General features: G+C 71.0%; 16 protein-coding genes and 1 pseudogene. 6 read left to right on the top strand and 11 right to left on the bottom strand.

Annotated features, from left to right (window positions below; all coding sequences use genetic code 11):
• Nucleotides 1-24: 24 nt before the first annotated feature.
• Nucleotides 25-1,521: a M1 family metallopeptidase gene (locus AC0680_RS01155; RefSeq protein WP_478623825.1), complete on the top strand. Its 1,497-nt coding sequence runs from the start codon at nucleotides 25-27 to the stop codon at nucleotides 1,519-1,521.
• A gap of 68 nt (nucleotides 1,522-1,589) precedes the next feature.
• Here AC0680_RS01155 and AC0680_RS01150 read toward each other — a convergent pair whose 3' ends face one another.
• Nucleotides 1,590-2,441: an oxygenase MpaB family protein gene (locus AC0680_RS01150; RefSeq protein ID WP_478623822.1), complete on the bottom strand. Its 852-nt coding sequence runs from the start codon at nucleotides 2,439-2,441 to the stop codon at nucleotides 1,590-1,592.
• A gap of 314 nt (nucleotides 2,442-2,755) precedes the next feature.
• Here AC0680_RS01150 and sph point away from each other — a divergent pair, with 314 nt between their 5' ends.
• Nucleotides 2,756-3,727 (top strand): sphingomyelin phosphodiesterase, encoded by a 972-nt coding sequence (sph, locus tag AC0680_RS01145; protein ID WP_478623819.1) that lies wholly within the window; start codon nucleotides 2,756-2,758, stop codon nucleotides 3,725-3,727.
• An 88-nt stretch (nucleotides 3,728-3,815) separates the two neighbouring features.
• Here the strand turns inward: sph and AC0680_RS01140 are convergent, their stop codons facing one another.
• Together AC0680_RS01140 and AC0680_RS01135 are read right to left on the bottom strand one after the other, a co-directional pair.
• Entirely contained in the window at nucleotides 3,816-5,276 is a 1,461-nt protein-coding gene (locus AC0680_RS01140) for an amino acid permease (RefSeq protein ID WP_478623816.1), read from the bottom strand.
• Nucleotides 5,277-5,409: 133 nt separating this feature from the next.
• A pseudogene (locus tag AC0680_RS01135) lies at nucleotides 5,410-5,619 on the bottom strand (long-chain fatty acid--CoA ligase); the annotation flags it as partial.
• 172 nt (nucleotides 5,620-5,791) lie between these two features.
• On the opposite strand from AC0680_RS01135, the gene AC0680_RS01130 reads away from it, so the two are divergent.
• Complete coding sequence (locus AC0680_RS01130) at nucleotides 5,792-6,559, top strand: MerR family transcriptional regulator (RefSeq protein WP_478623814.1); 768 nt, start codon at nucleotides 5,792-5,794, stop codon at nucleotides 6,557-6,559.
• Between the two features lie 34 nt (nucleotides 6,560-6,593).
• On the opposite strand, the gene AC0680_RS01125 is transcribed toward AC0680_RS01130, so the two are convergent.
• From AC0680_RS01125 to AC0680_RS01100, 6 genes are all read right to left on the bottom strand, one after another.
• Nucleotides 6,594-8,798, bottom strand: a complete 2,205-nt coding sequence (locus AC0680_RS01125; RefSeq protein ID WP_478623811.1) for a 3-hydroxyacyl-CoA dehydrogenase NAD-binding domain-containing protein — start codon at nucleotides 8,796-8,798, stop codon at nucleotides 6,594-6,596.
• A 33-nt stretch (nucleotides 8,799-8,831) separates the two neighbouring features.
• A complete protein-coding gene (locus AC0680_RS01120; RefSeq protein WP_478623808.1) occupies nucleotides 8,832-10,046 on the bottom strand; it encodes an acetyl-CoA C-acetyltransferase in 1,215 nt (404 codons plus the stop codon).
• A 49-nt stretch (nucleotides 10,047-10,095) separates the two neighbouring features.
• Nucleotides 10,096-11,238 carry an acyl-CoA dehydrogenase family protein gene (locus AC0680_RS01115; RefSeq protein WP_478624454.1) on the bottom strand — a complete coding sequence of 381 codons (1,143 nt, stop codon included), beginning with the start codon at nucleotides 11,236-11,238 and terminating at the stop codon, nucleotides 10,096-10,098.
• 322 nt (nucleotides 11,239-11,560) lie between these two features.
• Nucleotides 11,561-12,754, bottom strand: a complete 1,194-nt coding sequence (locus tag AC0680_RS01110; protein WP_478623805.1) for a CaiB/BaiF CoA transferase family protein — start codon at nucleotides 12,752-12,754, stop codon at nucleotides 11,561-11,563.
• 177 nt (nucleotides 12,755-12,931) lie between these two features.
• Nucleotides 12,932-13,114 (bottom strand): hypothetical protein, encoded by a 183-nt coding sequence (locus AC0680_RS01105; protein ID WP_478623802.1) that lies wholly within the window; start codon nucleotides 13,112-13,114, stop codon nucleotides 12,932-12,934.
• Nucleotides 13,115-13,219: 105 nt separating this feature from the next.
• Nucleotides 13,220-14,731, bottom strand: a complete 1,512-nt coding sequence (locus tag AC0680_RS01100; protein ID WP_478624452.1) for a sialate:H+ symport family MFS transporter — start codon at nucleotides 14,729-14,731, stop codon at nucleotides 13,220-13,222.
• A gap of 325 nt (nucleotides 14,732-15,056) precedes the next feature.
• Between AC0680_RS01100 and AC0680_RS01095 the strand changes: the two genes are divergently transcribed.
• Complete coding sequence (locus AC0680_RS01095; RefSeq protein ID WP_478623799.1) at nucleotides 15,057-16,247, top strand: saccharopine dehydrogenase family protein; 1,191 nt, start codon at nucleotides 15,057-15,059, stop codon at nucleotides 16,245-16,247.
• Between the two features lie 30 nt (nucleotides 16,248-16,277).
• Here the strand turns inward: AC0680_RS01095 and AC0680_RS01090 are convergent, their stop codons facing one another.
• Nucleotides 16,278-16,982: an endonuclease V gene (locus AC0680_RS01090; RefSeq protein ID WP_478623797.1), complete on the bottom strand. Its 705-nt coding sequence runs from the start codon at nucleotides 16,980-16,982 to the stop codon at nucleotides 16,278-16,280.
• Nucleotides 16,983-17,211: 229 nt separating this feature from the next.
• Between AC0680_RS01090 and AC0680_RS01085 the strand changes: the two genes are divergently transcribed.
• A complete protein-coding gene (locus tag AC0680_RS01085) occupies nucleotides 17,212-18,633 on the top strand; it encodes an amidase (protein ID WP_478623795.1) in 1,422 nt (473 codons plus the stop codon).
• Between the two features lie 137 nt (nucleotides 18,634-18,770).
• Complete coding sequence (locus tag AC0680_RS01080; protein ID WP_478623793.1) at nucleotides 18,771-19,070, top strand: YciI family protein; 300 nt, start codon at nucleotides 18,771-18,773, stop codon at nucleotides 19,068-19,070.
• Between the two features lie 67 nt (nucleotides 19,071-19,137).
• Here the strand turns inward: AC0680_RS01080 and AC0680_RS01075 are convergent, their stop codons facing one another.
• Nucleotides 19,138-20,604 (bottom strand): sugar porter family MFS transporter, encoded by a 1,467-nt coding sequence (locus AC0680_RS01075; RefSeq protein WP_478623791.1) that lies wholly within the window; start codon nucleotides 20,602-20,604, stop codon nucleotides 19,138-19,140.
• Nucleotides 20,605-20,624 lie beyond the last annotated feature (20 nt).

Genomic DNA, 20,624 nt, shown 5'->3' with positions numbered 1-20,624 from the left:
TCCCCCCTACGAGTTGGAGGACTCGTGCGTCACAGACTCCTCGTCCCGGGCGCGGCCGCGCTCAGCCTGCTGCTGGCGATCCCGGCATCGGCGGCCGACTTCTCGCCCGGCGCTCCCGGTGTGGGCGACACCTACTACCCCGAGAGCGGCAACGGCGGATACGACGTTTCCCACTACGACCTGCGCCTGAAGTACCAGCCGAAGACGGACCTGCTGGAGGGCACGGCGACGCTGCTCGCCAAGACCACCCAGGACCTCTCCCGCTTCAACCTGGACTTCGGCCTGAAGGTCAGCGAGATCCGGGTCAACGGCAAGAAGGCCGCCTTCGCCACGTCCGGCAAGCACGAGCTGGAGGTCACCCCGGCCACGCCGCTGGAGAAGGGCAAGCAGATCAGCGTGGTGGTCCGCTATGCGGGCAAGCCCTCCGAGCTGAAGATAGACGGCTACTCCGCCTGGGCCCGTACGCCCGACGGCGGGGTGGTGGCCCAGGAGCCGGACGCCGCCGTGTGGTGGTACCCGAGCAACGACCACCCGACCGACAAGGCCACCTACGACATCTCGGTGGCGGTCCCGGACGGCACCCAGGCCCTGAGCAACGGCGTACTGGCCTCGCAGTCCTCCAAGCTCGGCTGGACACGCTACAACTGGCGCTCGGACAAGCCGCAGGCGACGTACCTGACGACGCTGGCCGTCGGCAAGTTCGACATCACCACCGACAAGACCGCGAACGGCCTGCCGGTGATCAACGCCGTCAGCAAGGACCTCGGCGCCCACGAGGGCTCGGCGAAGGCCAGCATCGAGCGCACCACCGAGATCACCGAGTGGCTGGAGAGCGTCTTCGGCCCCTACCCGTTCAACGCGGTCGGCGGCTACGTCCCCAACGTGCCGGCCGGGTACGCGCTGGAGACCCAGACCCGCCCCTTCTACGGCAAGAAGGTCTTCGACCGCGGCACGAACGTCTCGGTCGTGGTGCATGAGCTGGCCCACCAGTGGTACGGCGACAACGTCTCGCTCAAGGACTGGAAGGACATCTGGATCAACGAGGGCTTCGCCGCCTACAGCCAGTGGCTGTGGTCGGAGAAGGAGGGCGAGGGCACCGCTCAGGAGCTGGCGGACTACGTCTACGCCCAGCACCCGGCCGACGACCCGTTCTGGAAGGTCAAGCCGGGCAACCCGGGCGCGGAGAACCAGTTCGACGGCGCCGTCTACGATCGTGGTGCGCTGACCCTCCAGGCGCTCCGCAACAAGGTCGGCGACAAGGTCTTCTTCAACATCCTCAAGTCCTGGCAGACCGAGCACACCTACGGCAACGCCTCGGTGGCGGACTTTGTGAAGTTCGCCGAGGAGAAGTCCGGCAAGCAACTGGCCGACTTCTTCGACACCTGGCTGTTCCAGCCGAACAAGCCGGCGGCGGGCGCGGTCAAGCGGACGTTCGGCGCGCAGCTCGGGCCGGTCGCCCAGCCCAAGTCGTGGAAGCAGATCGCGGCCACGCACGACGTGCACCAGGCACACGGCCACTGATCCGGTGGACGGGTGAACCATCCGGAGCCGGCGGCGGGTACCCCGCCCCCGGCTCCGTTCGTGCGCGGCTACTTCCGTGCCGCCCGACGGGCCCGGCGCGCGATCGGCATGAAGCGCAGCCGCTCCGGCAGGACCGGGACCACCGCGCGCACCACCCGCCCGAAACGGCGCAGCCGGCGCTCCTGCGCATCGGTCCACTCCAGGCCGATGGCCTCCCGGGCGTCCGGGGGCATCAGCCCGATCGTGACGAACCGCCGGAAGCGGGCGAACCGCGGGCGCAGCCACGGCCAGGTGAGCCGGAGCAGCAGCCGCAGCCAGCGCGGACCGCGGTCGGGGACCGGCAGTTGCGGGTCGGTCGCGATCAACTCCCGTACCACCACGGTCTGTTCGAGGTCGTTGTCGAGGACCTTGCGGTAGTACGGCCAGAACTCCTCGATGGTCTGCGGCATATCGCGGTCGTGGATACCCAGGATCCGGCCGACCTGGAGCCACTCCGCGTAGAGCCGGCGCTCCTGCGCCTCGGTGAAGGGGCGGCCGAGGTAGCGCTGGGCGTGCCGGAACACGGGGTAGCCGGTGGCGTGCACCCAGGCGTAGTAGGCGGGGGTCAGTGCGTGGTACCTGTGGCCGTGGGCGTCGGTGCCCTGGATGGTCCGGTGCAGCCGCCGCAGCCGCCGCCCCTCCTCGGCCGCGCCCTCGCCGCCGTACACCCACAGCTGCAGCGAGGTCAGCGAGCGCTCGCCGCGGCCCCACGGGTCGGTGCGGAAGACGGAGTGGTCGTCCACGCCGGCGCCCACCGCCGGGTGCGCGACCTGCATCGTCAGCGCCGGCGGCAGGGTGAGCAGCATGCGGATGTCCCCGGCCATCGACCAGAGCACACCTCCGACCGGCGGGGGCTTTGGGTATGTTTCCACCGTATTCATGGCATTAATCATCATACGGCGGCTCCCGGTGGCCCGCGGGTACGGGGGGCCACTCCTGGCCGGCGCGTGTTCCGGCCCGCCACGGTGCCGCCGGCCTGGCGACCCGCCACCGGGCCCCGCGGCCGCTCCACCCGGCTCGTCCCGCTACCGGCCCGGAATCGGCCGCCTCCCCGCGCGGCCGCGGCCGGTCACACACCGCGTGCGGTAAATCCCGTTCCCCTCCATCTCGTTGCCCCCGGACGGTTACCTCGAAGTAACCCCAGCTGATTTGATGTGCGTCGCCGGAACTCACCCCCACCCCACAGGGAGTCCCCGTGTCGCCTTCTCCGCTGCGCGTGTCCCGGGCCGCCGCGGCAGCCGCCGCCCTGGCCGCCGTCACCCTCGCCGCCGCGGCCCCCAGTTCGGCCGCCACCGCCCCTCATCTGAGGGTACTCACCTACAACGCCTTCCTCATGAGCAAGAACCTCTACCCCAACTGGGGCCAGGACCACCGCGCTCGGGCGATCGCGGACGCGGACTTCTTCCAGGGCCACGATGTCGTCGTCCTCCAGGAGGCGTTCGACAACTCCTCCTCCGACGCCCTGAAGTCCCGGGCCGCGGCGCAGTACCCGCACCAGACGCCGGTGGTCGGCCGCAGCAAGGACGGCTGGGACGCCACCGGCGGTGCCTACTCGGCCACCACCCCGGAGGACGGCGGGGTGACGCTGCTGAGCAAGTGGCCGGTCCTGCGCAAGGAGCAGTACGTCTACAAGGACGCCTGCGGCTCGGACTCCTTCTCCAACAAGGGCTTCGTCTATGCCGTGCTGGACGTCGACGGCGCCAAGGTGCACGTCGTGGGCACCCACACCCAGTCCACCGACTCCGGCTGCGGAGCGGGCGAGGCGGCCGCGGACCGCGCCAAGCAGCTCAAGGAGGTGGACGCCTTCCTGGACGCCAAGCACATCCCGGCGGACGAGGAGGTCATGGTCGCCGGCGATCTGAACGTCGACTCGCACAGCGACGAGTACCAGGCGCTGCTCGACAACGGCGACCTGGCTCCCGCCGACAGCCGCACCGGCCACCCGTACTCCTTCGACACCCAGGACAACTCCATCGCGAAGTACCGCTACCCGGACGACCCCCGCGAGGACCTGGACCACGTCCTGCACCGCAACGGCCACGCCCGGCCCGCCGGATGGCGGAACGAGGTGGTCAAGGAGGAGTCGGCGCCCTGGACGGTCTCCAGCTGGGGCAAGGACTACACGTACACCAACCTCTCCGACCACTACCCGGTGGTCGGCGGCTGACCGGCGGCCGGACAGCGCGAGGGCGGTCGCAGAGGCCTCTCGACCCCTGCGACCGCCCTCGATTCCTCGGGTGTCCGCTACACCGCGACTACTTCGCCAGCTCGCGCTCCTGGGCGATCCGGGCCACCCGGCCGCGGACCGCGAACCAGCCGCCGACCAGCGCGGCGCCGATGACCGGGATCAGCAGCACGGTCTGCCGGCCGACACCGCCGTCGAACCACATCAGCACGATGACGCCGACCAGGAACACGATGGTCGCGATGTCGGTGACCGGCGTGCCCGGCAGCCGGAAGCGCGGGCGCTCGACCAGACCGGCCTTGGCGCGGCGCACGAACACCATGTGGCAGATCATGATCGTGCACCAGGTGCTGACGATGCCCAGCGCCGCGATGTTGATCACGATCTCGAACGCCTGGCCCGGCAGCCAGTAGTTGAGCCCGACACCGAGCACACACACCGCGGAGGTGAGCATGATGCCGCCGTACGGCACCTGGTTGCGGTTCATCAGGCCGGCGAACTTCGGCGCGGAGCCCGCCATCGACATCGAGCGCAGAATGCGGCCGGTCGAGTAGAGCCCGGAGTTCAGGCTGGACATCGCCGCGGTCAGCACGACCAGGTTCATCACATCGCCCGCCGCCGGAACACCGACGTTGGACAGCACCGTGACGAAGGGGCTCTCGCTGCCGGTGTACTTGTTCCACGGCAGCAGCATCGCGAGCAGCACCACGGAGCCGACGTAGAAGATGCCCACCCGCCACATGATCGAGTTGACGGCCTTCGGCACGACCTTCTGCGGGTCCGCGGTCTCACCCGCGGTGACGCCGACCAGCTCGACCGCGGAGTAGGCGAAGACGACACCCTGGAGCACGATCACCACGGGGAGCAGGCCGGTCGGGAAGAGGCCTCCGCTGTCGGTGATCAGGTTCAGGCCCGGTGTGTGGCCGTCGACCGGGTGCTGGGTGGCCAGCAGGAAGATGCCGATGAACATGAAGACGACCAGCGCGGCGACCTTGATGATCGCGAACCAGAACTCCAGCTCACCGAAGATCTTCACCGAGATCAGGTTCACCGACAGGACCACCGCCAGGGCGATCAGCGCCATCACCCACTGCGGGATGTCGGTGAACATGCTCCAGTAGTGGGTGTAGAGCGCGATCGCGGTGATGTCGGCGATACCGGTCGTCGACCAGTTGACGACGTACATCCAGCCGGCGACGTAGGCGCCCTTCTCACCCAGGAACTCACGGGCGTAGGAGACGAACGAACCCGACGAGGGGCGATGCACCACCAGCTCGCCCAGGGCCCGTACGACGAAGAAGGCGAAGAGGCCACAGACGGCGTAGGCGACGGCCAGCGCGGGTCCCGCGGAGTGCAGCCGACCGCCGGCACCCAGGAAGAGGCCGGTTCCGATCGCCCCACCGATGGCGATCATGTTGATGTGCCGGCCCTTGAGGCCCTTGCTGTAGCCCGCATCGCCCGCATCCTGCTGCGCGGCGCTCCCCCCGTCAGGTGACCTCTGGGCTGTCTCGGTGACGGTTTCTGTGCTCACTGCTGGTGAATCTCGCTTTCGGGCAGGCGTCGCCTAATGGGGCAGGCGCTCGAGCGATGGCCGGATCCCGCGGATCGCGCGGCGGCCGACGGCACACCTTCCCTGAAGAGTGGCCCCCCGTCTGTGTGCAAGATCACAGCGTGTATAGGCCATCCAAGATTTGTCCGTATTTGGCGGTAATTATCCGGCAGCGCAATTTCAAGGAGGGCGCCAGTTCACCCGATTCCGGACCCCATTCCGCACTCAGCAGCGAAAACTTCTTGACCTGTTCCGTTCGGTTCAGGCGGGAATTCGCCGCCGGGACGGCCCGCTCGACCTCCGCCCATACCTCCGGATGCCCGGCCGGCTCCCGCAGCGTCCCTCCGAACCCCGCCGGAACGCGCCGGTGCCGTTCCAGCACCTGACGAGGTGGGCCTGATCGGCGGGCCGAACCGCGGCGCCGACCTTGGGCGCAGCGCGGTCGGGAAGGTTCCAGAAGGTTTCACAAGAGTGGTGAGACAGCAATACTGTTGAACATGATGGAGTCCGCCACCGGTCTGACCGTCGACGAACTGGCCGCCCGTGCCGGAGTGACGGTCCGCACGATCCGCTTCTACAGCACCCGCGGTCTGCTGCCGCCGCCGGAGCTCGGCCCGCGCCGGGTCGGCCGCTACGGCCCCGACCACCTCTCACGGCTCGCGCTCATCGAGGAACTCCAGCACCAGGGCCTGACGCTCTCCGCGATCGAACGCTATCTGGCGCAGCTGCCGCCCGACCTGAGCGCCCAGGACCTGGCCATCCACCGTGCGCTGGTGGCGAGTTGGGTTCCGGACAAGGCCGAGGACGCCACCCGGGAGCAGCTGGAGCGCCGGGTCGGCCGGCAGCTGACCGAGGAGGACCTGGACCGGCTGGCGGCGATGAGCGTGCTCGTACGGACCGAGGACCCGAAGGTCTTCCGGGTCGATCCCGGTCTGCTGCACCTGGGCACCCGGTTGCTGGACGTGCCGATCGCGCTGGAGACCATCCTCGCGGCGCGCACCGTCGTCATCGAGCACACCCGCTCGGCGGCCCGCGAGCTGAGCCGGCTGTTCAAGGACGAGGTGTGGGAGCCGTACCGGGACGGCGGGCCGGACGCGGAGGAGATGGCGCGGATGAAGTCGCTCTCCGCCCATATGCAGCCGATGGTGGTGCAGGCACTGGTCACCGCCTTCCAGCGGTCGATGAAGCAGGAGCTGCGGGAGTGGTTCGGCAAGGAGGGCGAGGCGAACCGCCTCGACAGCGGCCCGCAGGCCCCGCCGGAGTGACGGGGCGGGCCGCGGCGGCCCGCCCCGTGCCCCGTCAGTCGCTGAACTTCTCGCCCTTCTCGGCCTTTTCGACCAGCAGTGGCGACGGCGCGAACCGGTCGCCGTAGGCCGCCTGCAGTTCGCGGGCGCGGGCCACGAACCCGGGCAGGCCGACGCGCTCCTCCCGCCCCGGCCCGCCCTGGTATCCGTTGATGTACTGGATCACGCCGCCGGTCCAGCCCGGGAAGCCGATGCCGAAGATGGAGCCGATGTTGGCGTCGGCGACGGAGGTGAGCACGCCCTCCTCGAAGCAGCGGACGGTGTCCAGCGCCTCGGCGAAGAGCATCCGCTCCTGCATGTCGATGAAGGGGATACCGGCCCCCTCCTCGGCGAAGTGCTCGCGCAGTCCGGACCACAGGCCCGCTCGCCGGCCGTCCTCGCCGTACTCGTAGAAGCCGGCGCCGCCGCTGCGACCGGGACGCCCGAACTCGTCGACCATCCGGTCGATGACCTCGTCGGCCGGGTGCGGCTGCCAGGTGCCGCCGGACTCCTCGACCGCCCGCCTGGTCTCCTGGCGGATCTTCCGCGGCAGGGTGAGGGTCAGCTCGTCCATCAGGGACAGCACCTTGGCCGGGTAGCCGGCCTGGGCGGCGGCCTGCTCGACGGAGGCCGGGTCGAGACCCTCGCCGATCATCGCCACGCCCTCGTTGATGAAGTGGCCGATCACACGGGAGGTGAAGAAGCCGCGCGAGTCGTTGACCACGATCGGGGTCTTCTTGATCTGGCGGACCAGGTCGAAGGCGCGGGCCAGCGCCTCGTCGCCGGTCCGCTCACCCTTGATGATCTCCACCAGCGGCATCTTGTCGACCGGCGAGAAGAAGTGCAGCCCGATGAAGTCCTGGTCGCGCTCGACCCCCTCGGCCAGCAGCGTGATGGGCAGCGTGGAGGTGTTGGAGCACAGCAGGGCGTCGGGCGCGACGATGTGCTGGATCTCCTTGAACACCTTGTGCTTGAGACCGACGTCCTCGAAGACCGCCTCGATCACGGCGTCACAGCCCGCGAGGTCGGCCGGCTCCGCGGTGGGCGTGATGCGCGCCAGCAGCTCGTCGCGCTGCTGCTCGGTCGTACGGCCCCGGGAGAGCGCCTTGGCCAGCAGCCCCTCCGAATACGCCTTGCCCTTCTCGGCCGCCTCCAGGGAGACGTCCTTGAGGACGACCTGCATCCCGGCCCTGGCGCAGGAGTACGCGATGCCCGCGCCCATCATGCCGGCGCCGAGGACCGCCACCTTCTCCACCTTGCGGGGCGCGATGCCCTTGGGCCGGTTGGCGCCCGAGTTGACGGCCTGCAGGTCGAAGAAGAAGGCCTGGATCATGTTCTTGGAGATCTGGCCGGTCACCAGCTCGACGAAGTACCGCGCCTCGATGGTCTGCGCGGTCTCGAAGTCGACCTGGGAACCCTCCACGGCCGCGGCGAGGATGTTGCGCGGGGCGGGGTACGGCGCGCCGTTGAGCTGCTTCTTGAGGTTCGCGGGGAACGCCGGGAGGTTGGCCGCGAACTTCGGCTGGGCGGGCGTGCCGCCGGGGATGCGGTAGCCCTTGACGTCCCAGGGCTGCTGGGACTCGGGGTGCTCCTCGACGAAGGCGCGGGCCTTGGCCAGCAGCTCCTCGGGGGTGGCCGCGACCTCGTGGATCAGCCCGGCCTCCTTGGCGCGGGTGGCGTTGTACTGCGTGCCCTGCAGCAGCACCTTCAGCAGCGCGTCGGCGATGCCGAGCAGCCGGACCGTACGGGTGACGCCGCCGCCGGCCGGCAGCAGGCCGAGGGTGACCTCGGGCAGACCGATCTTGGTACCGGGGGTGTCGAGGGCGATGCGGTGGTGGCAGGCGAGCGCGATCTCGTAGCCGCCGCCCAGCGCCGCGCCGTTGATGGCGGCGACGACGGGCTTGCCCAGCGTCTCGATACGGCGCAGATCGCGCTTGATGCCGTTGCCCGCCTCGAAGGCCTGCTGCGCCTGGGCGGGTGTGACGGCGATCAGGTCGCGCAGGTCGCCGCCGGCGAAGAAGGTCTTCTTGGCGGACGTGAAGATGATGCCGCGGATGCTGTCCTTCTCGGCCTCCAGGCGGTCGGCGACCGCGGTGAGGGAGGACTTGAAGGCGTTGTTCATGGTGTTGGCGGACTGGTCGGGATCGTCCAGGACCAGCGTGACGATGCCGGTCTCGTCCTGTTCCCAGCGGATGGTCGACAAAGCGGCGGATTCACTCATGGTGCGTACTCCGTAGTGGGGTGGGACGAGGGGTCAGAGGCGCTCGATGACGGTGGCGACGCCCATGCCGCCGCCGACGCAGAGGGTGGCCAGGCCGTAGCGCTTGTCCTGCCGCTCCAGCTCGTCGATCAGGGTGCCCAGGATCATCGCGCCGGTGGCGCCGAGGGGGTGGCCCAGGGCGATGGCGCCGCCGTTGACGTTGACCTTGTCCAGGCTCAGGCCCATGTCCTTGACGAAGCGCAGCACCACGGCGGCGAAGGCCTCGTTGATCTCGACCAGGTCGATGTCGTCGATGGTCAGCCCGGCCTTGGCCAGGGCCTTGCGGCTGGCGGGCGCGGGGCCGGTGAGCATGATCGTCGGCTCGGAGCCGGAGACCGCCGCGGAGAGGATGCGGGCCCGGGGAGTCAGGCCGTAGCGCTCGCCGACCTCCTTGGAGCCGATGGCGACCAGGGCCGCGCCGTCCACGATGCCGGAGGAGTTGCCGGCGTGGTGGACATGGTCGATCTTCTCGACCCAGTGGTACTTCTGCAGGGCGACGGCGTCGAAGCCGCCGGCGTCGCCGATGGCGGCGAAGGACGGCTTGAGGCCGGCGAGCGAGTCGGCGGTGGTGCCGGGGCGCATGTGCTCGTCGTGGTCGAGGACGACCAGGCCGTTGCGGTCGCGCACCGGGACGACGGAGCGCTCGAAGCGGCCGTCCTTCCAGGCCTCGGCGGCGCGCTCCTGCGAGAGCGCGGCGAACTCGTCGACATCGCGCCGGCCATAGCCCTCGATGGTGGCGATGAGGTCGGCGCTGATGCCCTGGGGGACGAAGCCGGTGTCGAAGTTGGTCATCGGGTCGGCGAACCAGGCGCCGCCGTCGGAGGCCATCGGGACCCGCGACATGGACTCCACGCCGCCGGCCAGGACCAGGTCCTCCCAGCCCGAACGCACCTTGGCCGCGGCCATGTTGACGGCCTCCAGACCGGAGGCACAGAAGCGGTTCTCCTGGACGCCGGCGACGGTGTCGGGAAGTCCGGCGGCGATCGCGGCGATCCGGGCGATGTCGGAGCCCTGGTCGCCGACCGGTCCGACGACGCCGAGCACGATGTCGTCGATGGCGGCCGGGTCGAGTCCGGGGAAGCGGCGGCGCACTTCGTGGATCAGGCCGACGACCAGGTCGATCGGCTTGGTGCCGTGCAGGGCGCCATTGGCCTTGCCGCGGCCGCGCGGGGTGCGGATCGCGTCGTAAACATACGCTTCGGTACTCACTGGGTAAGCGCCTTTCGGGAGGACACAGCGGGAGGTCACAGCAGGAGGGTCAGCCGAGCAGGGAGCGACCGATGATCTCCTTCATGATCTCGGTCGTCCCGCCGTAGATGGTCTGGATGCGGCCGTCGGTGAAGGCCTTGGCGACGCGGTACTCGGTCATATAGCCGTATCCGCCGTGGAGTTGGAGACAGCGGTCGGCAACGCGCTTCTGGAGTTCGGTGGCCCACCACTTGGCCATGGAGGCGTGCACGGCATCGAGCGTGCCGTCCGAGTGATCGGCGATGCAGCGGTCGAGGAAGGCGCGGGTGACGGCGCACTCCGTGGCCATCTCGGCGATTTCGAAGCGGATGTGCTGGAGCTTGGCCAGCGGCCGGCCGAATGCCTCGCGTTCCTTGACGTACTGCGTGGTGATCTCCAGCAGATACTCGGCGCCGGCGATCCCGGCGACGGCTATGCCCATGCGCTCCTGCGCGAGGTTGGTCATCAGGTGGACGAACGCGCCGTTCAACTCACCGAGCAGGTTCTCCTTGGGCACCCGTACGTCGTTGAAGAACAGCTCCGCGGTGTCCTGGGACTTCTGGCCGATCTTGTCGAGGTTGCGGCCGCGCTCGAACCCGTCCATGCCGCGCTCGACGACGAGCAGCGACAGCCCGTGGGCGCCGCCCTCCGGTGTGGTCTTGGCGACGACGATGACGAGGTCGGCGAGGATTCCGTTGGAGATGAAGGTCTTGGACCCGTTCAGCAGCCAGTGGTCGCCCCGGTCCTCGGCGGTGGTGCGGATGCCCTGAAGGTCGGAGCCGGCACCGGGCTCGGTCATGGCGATGGCGGTGATGATCTCGCCGCTGCAGAAGCCCGGCAGCCAGCGGCGCTTCTGCTCGTCGGTGGCGAGGGAGGTCAGATACGGGCCGATGATGTCGTTGTGCAGCCCCAGCGCGAGCCCGGCGGCTCCGGCGCGGGTGAACTCCTCGGCGAGGACGGCGCTGTAGCGGAAGTCGGCGTTGCCCCCGCCGCCGTACTCCTCGGGCACCGCCAGGCCCAGCAGTCCCTGCCGCCCGGCCGCCCGCCAGGCGTCCCGGCTGACGATGCCGTCCTTCTCCCACTGCTCGTAATACGGCGTCACCTCCTTGGCGAGGAAGGTGCGCACGGTCTCGCGGAAGGCCTCATGCTCGGCGGTGAACAGCCGGCGCTTCATCTGGGCGTTCATCTCTGCGGGCCCTCCTCAGAGCCAGTTCTTGACGTTTCGGTCGGCTTGGCGGGCTGTGGTCCCACCGGGTGGACGTCGGGCGTCGTCATGCCGTCGTCCCCGAACGCCGTGATCCGCTCGCGGACGTATCCGGCGGACCCGCACAGCGGCGTCTGCCGGCACGTGCCGGCGCTCGACGACCCGCGGGGCCGGGGCGCCGGGGCGCTGGGGCTCTGGGGCCCAGCGGTGACCGGCTGCCGGAGCGGTCGGCGACCGATAGGGCGGGCCCGGCGCGGACCGCCCGCGTGCTGAAGCGCGGTGGACCGTTCCATCAGCCGGCGGTGTCCTGCTGCTCGGCGCGGGCCGGGCCGGAGGCCGGCGTGCCGGCGCGGTCGGCCGGCGGCGGGGCGAGGAGGCCGGGGGCCTGCCAGTCGCGGGCGACCGCCTCGGTGTCCGCGCCGGGCCGGGCGGGCGGTCTGCGTACCGCGCCCGGCGTGTGCGAGAAGCGGGGCGCCGGCGCGGGCTGGGTGATCCCGCCGTGGTCGACGAAGGTGCCGCGGGCGGCGAGGTGCGGATGCTGCGGGGCCTCGCGCAGCGAGAGCACGGGCGCCACGCAGGCGTCGGACTCCTGGAAGACCGCGGTCCACTCCTGCCGCGTACGGGTCTTGAAGCGGGCGGCGATGGCGGTGCGCAGCTCGCCCCAGGCAGCGAGGTCGTCCCGGCCGGGTGCCTCCTGCTCGATCCCCAGCAGCCGGATGAACTCGCCGTAGAACCGCTGCTCCAGCGCACCGACCGCCATATAGCCGCCGTCAGCGGTTTCATAGGCCCCGTAGAAGGGCGTCCCGCCGTCCAGGAGGTTCGCACCGCGCCGGTCCTGCCAGCCACCGGCCGCCAGCATGCCGTGGATCATGGCCGTCAGATGGGCCGTGCCGTCGACGATCGCGGCGTCCACGACCTGGCCCTTCCCGCCGTCGGAGCGGGCGTGCTGCAGGGCGGCGAGGACACCGATGACGAGGTAGAGCGATCCGCCCGCGTAGTCGCCGAGGAGGTTGGCGGGGATGGCGGGCGGGCCGTCGGGCGGGCCGATCATGCCGAGGGCACCGGTGATGGCGATGTAGCCGATGTCGTGTCCCGCGGTGTCGGCCAGCGGGCCCTGCTGCCCCCAGCCGGTCATCCGCCCGTAGACCAGCCGGGGGTTGCGCGCGAGGCACTCCTGCGGGCCCACGCCGAGCCGCTCGGCCACACCGGGGCGGTACCCCTCCACCAGCACGTCGGCGCGCTCGGCCAGCTCCAGTACCTGCGCCACCCCCTCGGGCGTCTTCAGGTCCACCAGCACCGAGCGCTTGTTGCGGTTGGTGACGTCGTACGCCGGATCGATGCGCAGCCCCGCGCCTCCCGGCCGGTCGACGCGGACGACGTCGGCGCCGAGGTCGGCCAGCAGCATAGCCGCGAACGGGCCGGGGCCGATGCCCGCGAGTTCGACCACCCGCACCCCGCTCAGCGGGCCGTTGTCCGGCTCTGTCATCGCGCCCCATGCCCTTCCGCACTGTGACACTTCTGATGTAACACTCGTGATGTTAAGAACGTGTTCCACTTTCCACAAGCCCCCGCACCAAGTGGTACTCGCCAAAAAGGCCCGTGGCGGCGATGCTCAACTGCCATCGCCGCCACGGGCCTTTGCGCGCCTGCTGCCGCTGCGCCGCTATCCCCCGTCGAGCCCGACGATGAGCGTCGCCGGGGCTATGCCGCGCAGGGGCTCCGCCGCCCTGTCGCAGAGCATCCCGGCGAGCCCGAGCCCGAGCCCGAGCCCGACCACGGGCTTGCGCGCCGCCGGATCCGCCGCCTTCGCCATGCGCTCCTCCACGTCCGTTCCCCCGTACGGCACCGCGCCTGTCGCGCGCGGGCCGACCCACGCATCCCACGCTAACGGCGAGCACTGACAACGGCCCGCGCAGCGCCGGACACCCGGCCGACGGAGGGACGAACGGCGTCACGCCGGGTCGGTCGGCACCTCCCCGGCGGCGGAGCCGGCCGGCGCCCCCGGCACGACGGCCTTCGCTTCGCCGGCCTCCAGTACGAGGTGATCGCCGGGGGCCTGTCGGTCCACCAGCCTCCCGAGGCGCTGGGGGACGTTGCCGCCCACCAAGAGGATGACGACGAGCGTCAGCCCGAAGGTGAGCACGGCGAGCGCCTGCCCCAGGGGCATGCCCTCGGCCAGATGGGCGCCGAGAACGGGGGCGACCGCTCCGCCCAGCGCCCCGACGTTGTAGACGAATCCCAGCGACGCGGCGCGGCGCGCGGTCGGGAAGTGGCCGGCGATGTACTTCGGCAGGATGCCGGAGATGCCCTGGCTGAGCGCGAGCAGCACGAACAGCAGCACGCCGAGCGCCGGCAGGCTGTCGTGCACCGCGAAGACCGGGAAGACGAAGGCGAGCGAGGCCAGGAGCGTGCCCGCATAGGCGCGCCGGGTGCCGAACCGGTCACCGACGAAACCGGCCAGCCAGCAGCCCGCCATGGTGCCGAAGCCCGCGTAGAACATCACGTCGGTGACCTGGGCGGGGCTGTATCCGAGGCCGGTCTTGAGGTAGGTGGGCAGCAGGGCCTGGATGGGCCAGCTGTAGAGGAAGGCGCAGAAGACCGTCGCCATCAGGGACACGTACAGCAGCCATCCCCGGCGGCCGCCGAGCTGCGCGGCGAAGGCGATCAGGCAGAGCGCCGCGACGCCCGCCAGCCAGGGGAGCGCCCCCGCCCCGATGGGGGTGAAGACGCAGAACAGCGCGACCGAGGCACCCGCCGCGAGGGCCGCGTTGGCCCACGACCGGATGCGGCCGGTGAACAACGGCCGGAACGGATTCGGACGCTCCTGCTCCGAGCGTCCCGTTGCGGCACCGACGTCCCTCTTCCAGTCCCCGGCCTCCGGCAGCGACCGGCGCACCCACAGGGCGACGAGGACGGGCAGCACGCCGATCCAGAACATCCAGCGCCAGCCCCAGTGCGGAACCACCCACTTGTACAGCTCGGCCGCGAGGACGGTGCCGCCCGCGTAGCCGGAGATCAGGAACCCGGAGGCGCGGTTGCGCCATCGGGTGGGCCAGCTCTCCAGCACATAGGTCACGCTGGCGCTGTACTCCCCCGCCATGCCCAGGCCGATCACCAGCCGGGCGACGAACAGGCTGGTGTATCCCCAGGCGAACCCGCAGGCGAAGGTGCCGAGCGAGTAGAGCAGGATGCTGGCGATCATGGCGGTCCTGCGGCCGTGGCGGTCGCCCAGCGCTCCCAGGACGGCGCCGCCCAGCCATCGGGTGATGAAGGCCCCCGAGATCAGCGAGGCGGCGGTGGCGGTGCTCAGCCGGAAGTCCTCGGCGATCTCGGTCAGCACCAGGGTGATCAGCACGAAGTCGAAACCGTCGAGGAGGTAGCCGATCCAGGCGCCGGCCATCGCCTTCCACTGCCGCGGGGTGACCTCCCGGTACCCGCTCCGTGCCCTGTCCGGTGTCTCCATGGGGCGGTTGGTCACGGCAACCCGGCCTCCTCCAGCAGTCGTGCAACGACCGAAGAGCAGCCACCGAAGGCGGCGAGGAGCGAACAACACCGGCGAACCATGACCGGCGATCCGGACATCGGACGTCCCATGTCATCGGCGCTCACGGCGAATCTGGCGCGACCGCGACGCCCTGTCAAGACCGCACGCCGGCCCCTGCCCGCCACCAGAGGACCAAGGCGGCGGATGGGGCCAATGGGGGTTGCCGGGCCGGTCGTTGACGCGTCGACGGCAACTGCCTAGGGTCCCGGACACCACGTCAACAGGGCGGTCGAGAGGATGCGGGATGCCACGGCAGGACACCTCCGGACGGGCGTACGACCTCGTTCTCTACGGCGCGACCGGCTTCACCGGCGCACTCACCGCCGCGTATCTGGCCGGGCACGCCCCCAAGGACTGCCGCTGGGCGCTGGCCGGACGCAACCTCGCCAAACTGGAGCAACTGCGCGACCAACTGGCGGAGATCGACCCGGCCTGCTCCGACCTGCCGCTGCTGCGGGCCGACAGCGGCGACCCGGACGCCCTGCGCGCCCTCGCCGCGGGCACCCGGGTGCTGGCCACGACGGTCGGCCCGTATCTGATCCACGGCGAAGGGCTGGTCGCCGCCTGCGCGGCCGCCGGCACCGACTACCTCGACCTGTGCGGAGAGCCCGAGTTCATCGACCGGATGTATGTGCGGCACGATGCGGCGGCCCGCGCCTCGGGCGCCCGCCTCGTCCACGCCAGCGGGTTCGACTCCGTTCCGCACGACCTGGGAGTGCACTACACGGTGGGGCTGCTCCCTGAGGGCGTCCCGCTGCGCATCGACGGCTTCGTACGCACCAACGCCACGTTCTCCGGCGGCACGCTGTCCTCCACGCTGACCGCCGTGTCGCGCCCGGTCGCGATGGCGCGGGCCGCCCGCGCCAGACAGCGGGTCGAGCCGCGACCGGCCGGACGTGCGGTCCGGGCGCCGTTCGGCGCACCGGTCAAGAGCGCCGAGACGGGCACCTGGGGTGTGCCGCTGCCGACCCTCGACCCGCAGGTCATCGCCCGCTCGGCAGCGGCGCTGGACCGCTACGGGCCCGACTTCCGCTACCGCCACTACGCCGGCGTGCGGCGGCTGCCGATCGCGGTCGGCGGAGCACTGGGGATGGGCGCCCTGTGCGCGCTCGCGCAACTGCCGCCCGCACGGCGCTGGCTGTCGGGCCGTCTGGAGCCGGGCGACGGTCCGAGCCCGGAGCGCCGCGCGCGCAGCTGGTTCACGGTGCGCTTCGTCGCCTCCGGCGGCGGTGAGCGCTTGATCACCGAGGTGTCGGGCGGCGACCCCGGATACGACGAGACGGCGAAGATGCTCGCCGAATCGGCGCTGAGCCTGGCCTTCGACGATCTCCCGGAGACCGCGGGCCAGGTGACCACCGCGGTGGCCATGGGGGACGCGCTGACGGCCCGCCTCCAGAAGGCGGGCCTCACCTTCCGCGTGGTCCAGGAGCGATGACCCGGCGCCCGGGCCCGGCAAACACGGTCGTCAGGCCCCGGCCAGTGCCTTGCGGCACAGTGAGTCGGCGGCCCGGGTCGTCTCCGGGAGCCGGTATGCCGCCGCCAGCCGGAGCGTGTGCGCGCAGGCCCGGTCGAGGTCGACGCGGTGCCCCACGGAGACGAAGACCGGTTTGACGCCCTTTTGGGTGCGCAGGGCACGTCCGACCTCCTCGTCGCCATCCAGGAGCGGAGAGGTCGCGCCGCGCTCGGGCCCCGGAGGCTCGTACCGGAAGGTGAAGGGGTTCTTGGCCACACCGATCGTGGGCAGCCCGGTCAGCACGCCCAAGTGGCTGGCGAGCCCGAAGCGGCGCGGGTGCGCCAGCCCGTATCCGTCGCACACCACGAGGTCGGGGACCCGGGCGAGGCCGGCGAGGGCGTCGAGCACCGTCGGGATCTCGCGGAACGCCAGCAGCCCCGGGACGTACGGGAAGGAGACCTGCCCGACGGCGGTGGCCTCGTCGACGACGGCGAGGGTATGGGCGTCCAGCGCGACGGCTGCCGCGGCGACCACGTCGCGCTCGTCGTCGTAGGCGACGTCCACCCCGACCACGGTCCCCTCGAAGCCCGGCTCCGGCCCGGACTCGTCGAGCCGTACGTGGGACCGCAACCGGTCCTGGACCGCGCGTGCCTGGGCTTCCTCGGTCGGCCAGTGCCGCAGTTCCTCGTCGCAGGAGATCGTTCGGGAAGTGTCCATGGTGACCACCACGCTACCGAACGGCCGATCGAGCGATGACCGGGCCGACGCCCTGTCAGTGGCGCTCGGTACCGTGAGGAGTGTGCATCCGGCAGGCTGCCCCAGCTGATCGTGAACCCGGCCGGTACGGAGCCCGGCCGGTGCTGACGCCATGGACGTGCACGGCCCTTCCCTGCCGCCCCGTACCCCGTCCGCCGCCCCGTCCGCACGGAGACCACCGGAGGCCCCTATGTCCGACGCTCTCCACGAACTCGATGCCACCGACCTCGCCGCGCGGTTACGCCGTCGCGAGATCTCCGCCCGGGAGGTGGTGCAGGCTCATCTGGACCGCATCGCGCAGGTCAACCCGTCCGTCAACGCCATCGTCACGCTCGACCCCGAGGGCGCACTCGCCGCCGCGTCGCACGCCGATGAACGCCTCGCCCGGGGCGCCGCCGCCCCGCCCCTGCACGGACTGCCGATCGCGTTCAAGGACACCCGTCTCACCCGCGGTATGCGCACCACCTTCGGCTCACCGCTCTTCGCCGACCACATCCCCGACGAGGACGACCTGGTGATCGGCCGGCTGCAGCGGGCCGGCGCCATCCGCCTCGGCAAGACCAACGTCCCGGAATTCGCCGCCGGTTCGCACATCTTCAACCCGGTCTTCGGCATCACCCGCAATCCGTACGACACCACGCGCTCGGCGGGCGGCAGCAGTGGCGGCGCCGCCGCGGCGCTCGCGACCGGGATGCAGCCGCTGGCCGACGGCAGCGACATGGGCGGCTCGCTGCGCAACCCCGCGTCCTTCTGCAACGTGGTCGGTCTGCGGCCGACGCCGGGCCGCGTCCCACCGCACCCGGGCGGCGACCTCTGGGACACCCTGGCGGTCCCCGGCCCCATGGGGCGGACCGTCGCCGACACCGCGCTGCTGCTGTCGGCGATGGCCGGGCCGGATCCTCGCTGCCCCATCAGCCTGGAGACCCCAGGCGATGCCTTCCGGGCAGGTCTCGGCCGCGATCTGCGCGGACTGCGCGTGGCGTGGGCACCCGACCTCGGCGGACACGCACCGGCCGATCCGGACGTCCTCGCCGTTCTGGAGCCCGCGCTGAGCGTCCTGGAGGAACTCGGCTGCCGTGTCGACCCGGCCTGCCCGGACCTCACCGGCGCCGACGAGGCCTTCCGTACGCTGCGGGCGCACAGCTTCGATCTGGCCTTCGGTGATCTGCTCGACTCCGACCGGCCGGCCCTCAAGCCCAGCCTCGTCTGGAACATCGAGCAGGGCCGCCGCCTGACCGCGGCCGATCTCAAGGCCGCCACCGCGACCCGCAGCCGGCTGCACCTCGACGTGGTCGGCTTCTTCTCCCGGTACGACCTCCTCCTGGCCCCGGTCAGCCAGGTCACGCCGTTCGACGCGGAGCTGGAGTATCCGAGGGAGGTCGCGGGCCGCCCCACGCACACGTATCTGGACTGGATGCGGTCCGCCTACCTGATCTCCGTCCTCGGTGTGCCCGCCCTCTCGGTCCCCGCGGGGTTCACTCCCGGTGGTCTGCCGGTGGGCCTGCAGTTCATCGGTGCGCCGCGCGCCGATCTCGCCGTCCTCCAGGCCGGCCATGCCTACGAGCAGGCGACAGGGCACGGCCGGCGCCGCCCCGAACCGCCCATGTCCTGAGCCGCCGCAGCCCGCCCCGTCCGTTCCCGGGCCGCCCGCGAGCCTCCGGCCGCCCGGCCTCACACACCTTCCGGCCTGCGTCTTCACGGTCGGGAGGGGGCGCGGCCGGTGAGCGGGGCCTGCTCTATATTGCAGCCATGTTCGTATTGGAACTGACCTACACCGCGCCCATCGAACGCGTCGACGCCGCCCTTCCGGAGCATGTGGAGTGGCTGCAGAAGGAGTACGCCGCCGGGCACTTCATCGCGGCCGGCCGCAAGGTCCCGCGTGACGGGGGCGTGATCCTGGCCGCCGGGATGGACCGGGCGGCCGTGGAGCGGATCGTGGCCGAGGACCCGTTCACCCTTGCCGGGGTGTGCGAGTACCGGATCACCGAGTTCGTGGCGACGACCACCGCACCGGCACTGGAGGCGTACCGGGAGCAGCTGCCTTCCTAGGGCGTGTCCGGTGGGTCGGGGCCGGGCCCGCGACACCGGGCGCGGCCCCTCGTGCCCAGGCTCCGGTCTACGACGAGGTGGTCGTCGATGCCGGTGACGTACCGAGCGAGCCGGGGCTCACCTCACCGGGCTCGGGTGCCTCGGGCCACCGCCCCCCGTTGCGCCAGTAGCCCTGGATCTCCTCCAGTTGGCGTCCCTTGGTCTCGGGCGCCGTGACGGAGGCGAAGACCAGAGCGGCGAGGGCGAGGGCGCCGAGGCCCGCGAAGGTCCGGGCCGCGCCGGCCCAGGCCATCAGCGAGGGGAAGAACTGGGCGATCAGGAGGTTGGCGACCAGGTCGGCGGTGAGCATCACCGACGCCCCGGTGGAGCGCAGTTGGGCGGGGAAGGCCTCGCTCGCATAGACCCAGATCAGCGATCCGAAGCCGAAGTTGAAGGCCGCGGTGAACAGGAGGATGGCGCCGAAGCCGATCCAGGTCGTGGCGCCCCCCAGATCCCCCGTCCCGAAGACCGCGGTCAGCACGGCGAGCATCATGACCATCGTGCCGATGCCGCAGAGCAGCACCGCGCGGCGGCCGAGCCGGTCGATGACGAGGATGGCGAGAACCGTCGCGGCCAGTGAGGCGAGCTGAACGAAGGACGGCAGCAGGAAGTTCTGGCCGTCGCCCGTGAAGCCCATCTCCTCGAAGATCTGCGGGCTGTAGTAGGTCACGGCGTTGATGCCGGTGATCTGGCAGAAGAAGCCGAGGCCGACGACGAAGAACGCCGCTCGGGCGTACGGCCTGCGCAGCAGCGAGCCTGCCGATCCGCCGCTCTCCTCGGCGAGCGCGGCACTCACGGCCGCGACCTCCGCGCGCGGGTCGACGTCCGGATCGGTCGTCGCCATGACCTCGACGGCTCGCTCCGTGCGCCCCTTGAGGACGTACCAGCGCGGGGTGTCCGGCAACCGGAGCAACGGGATCAGGACGAGCGCCGCGGGGATCGCGGACAGGCCGAGCATCCAGCGCCAGTGGCCGCCGCCGGACAGGCCCCAGTTGACGAAGTACGTGATGACGATGCCGGCGACCGTGGCCACCTGATAGGCGGCGACGGAGGCGCCCCGGATCCGGGCCGGCGTCGATTCGGCGACATAGAGCGGGGCGGCGACGATCGAGATGCCGATGGCGACGCCCAGCAGGAACCGGACGATGTCCAGCACGACGACGTTGGGCGCGAGGGCGGAGAGGGCGACGAACACGGCGTAGGAGCTCGCGACGATCAGCATCGCGGCCCTGCGTCCCAGGGCGTCCGCGAGCTTGCCGCCGATCAGCGCGCCCACGATGGAGCCGAACACCAGGATGCTGTTGACCAGGCCCTTCTCGACCTCGGTGAGGTGGAAGTCCCTGCTCAGGAACACCAGGGCACCGGAGATGCTGCCGGTGTCGTAGCCGTAGACGACGCCGACGACGGCGCCGGTGAGCGCGAACATTCTGCCGCTGCGGCGTGCGGCCCGGGAGGAGGGTGGCGGGGGCGTCGCGGAGAGCGTGGCAATGGACATGCGAAGTCCTTTGTACGGCG

Source organism: Streptomyces sp. NPDC043738 (genome assembly GCF_056436545.1).
This window is presented reverse-complemented; position numbering and strand designations above follow the sequence as displayed.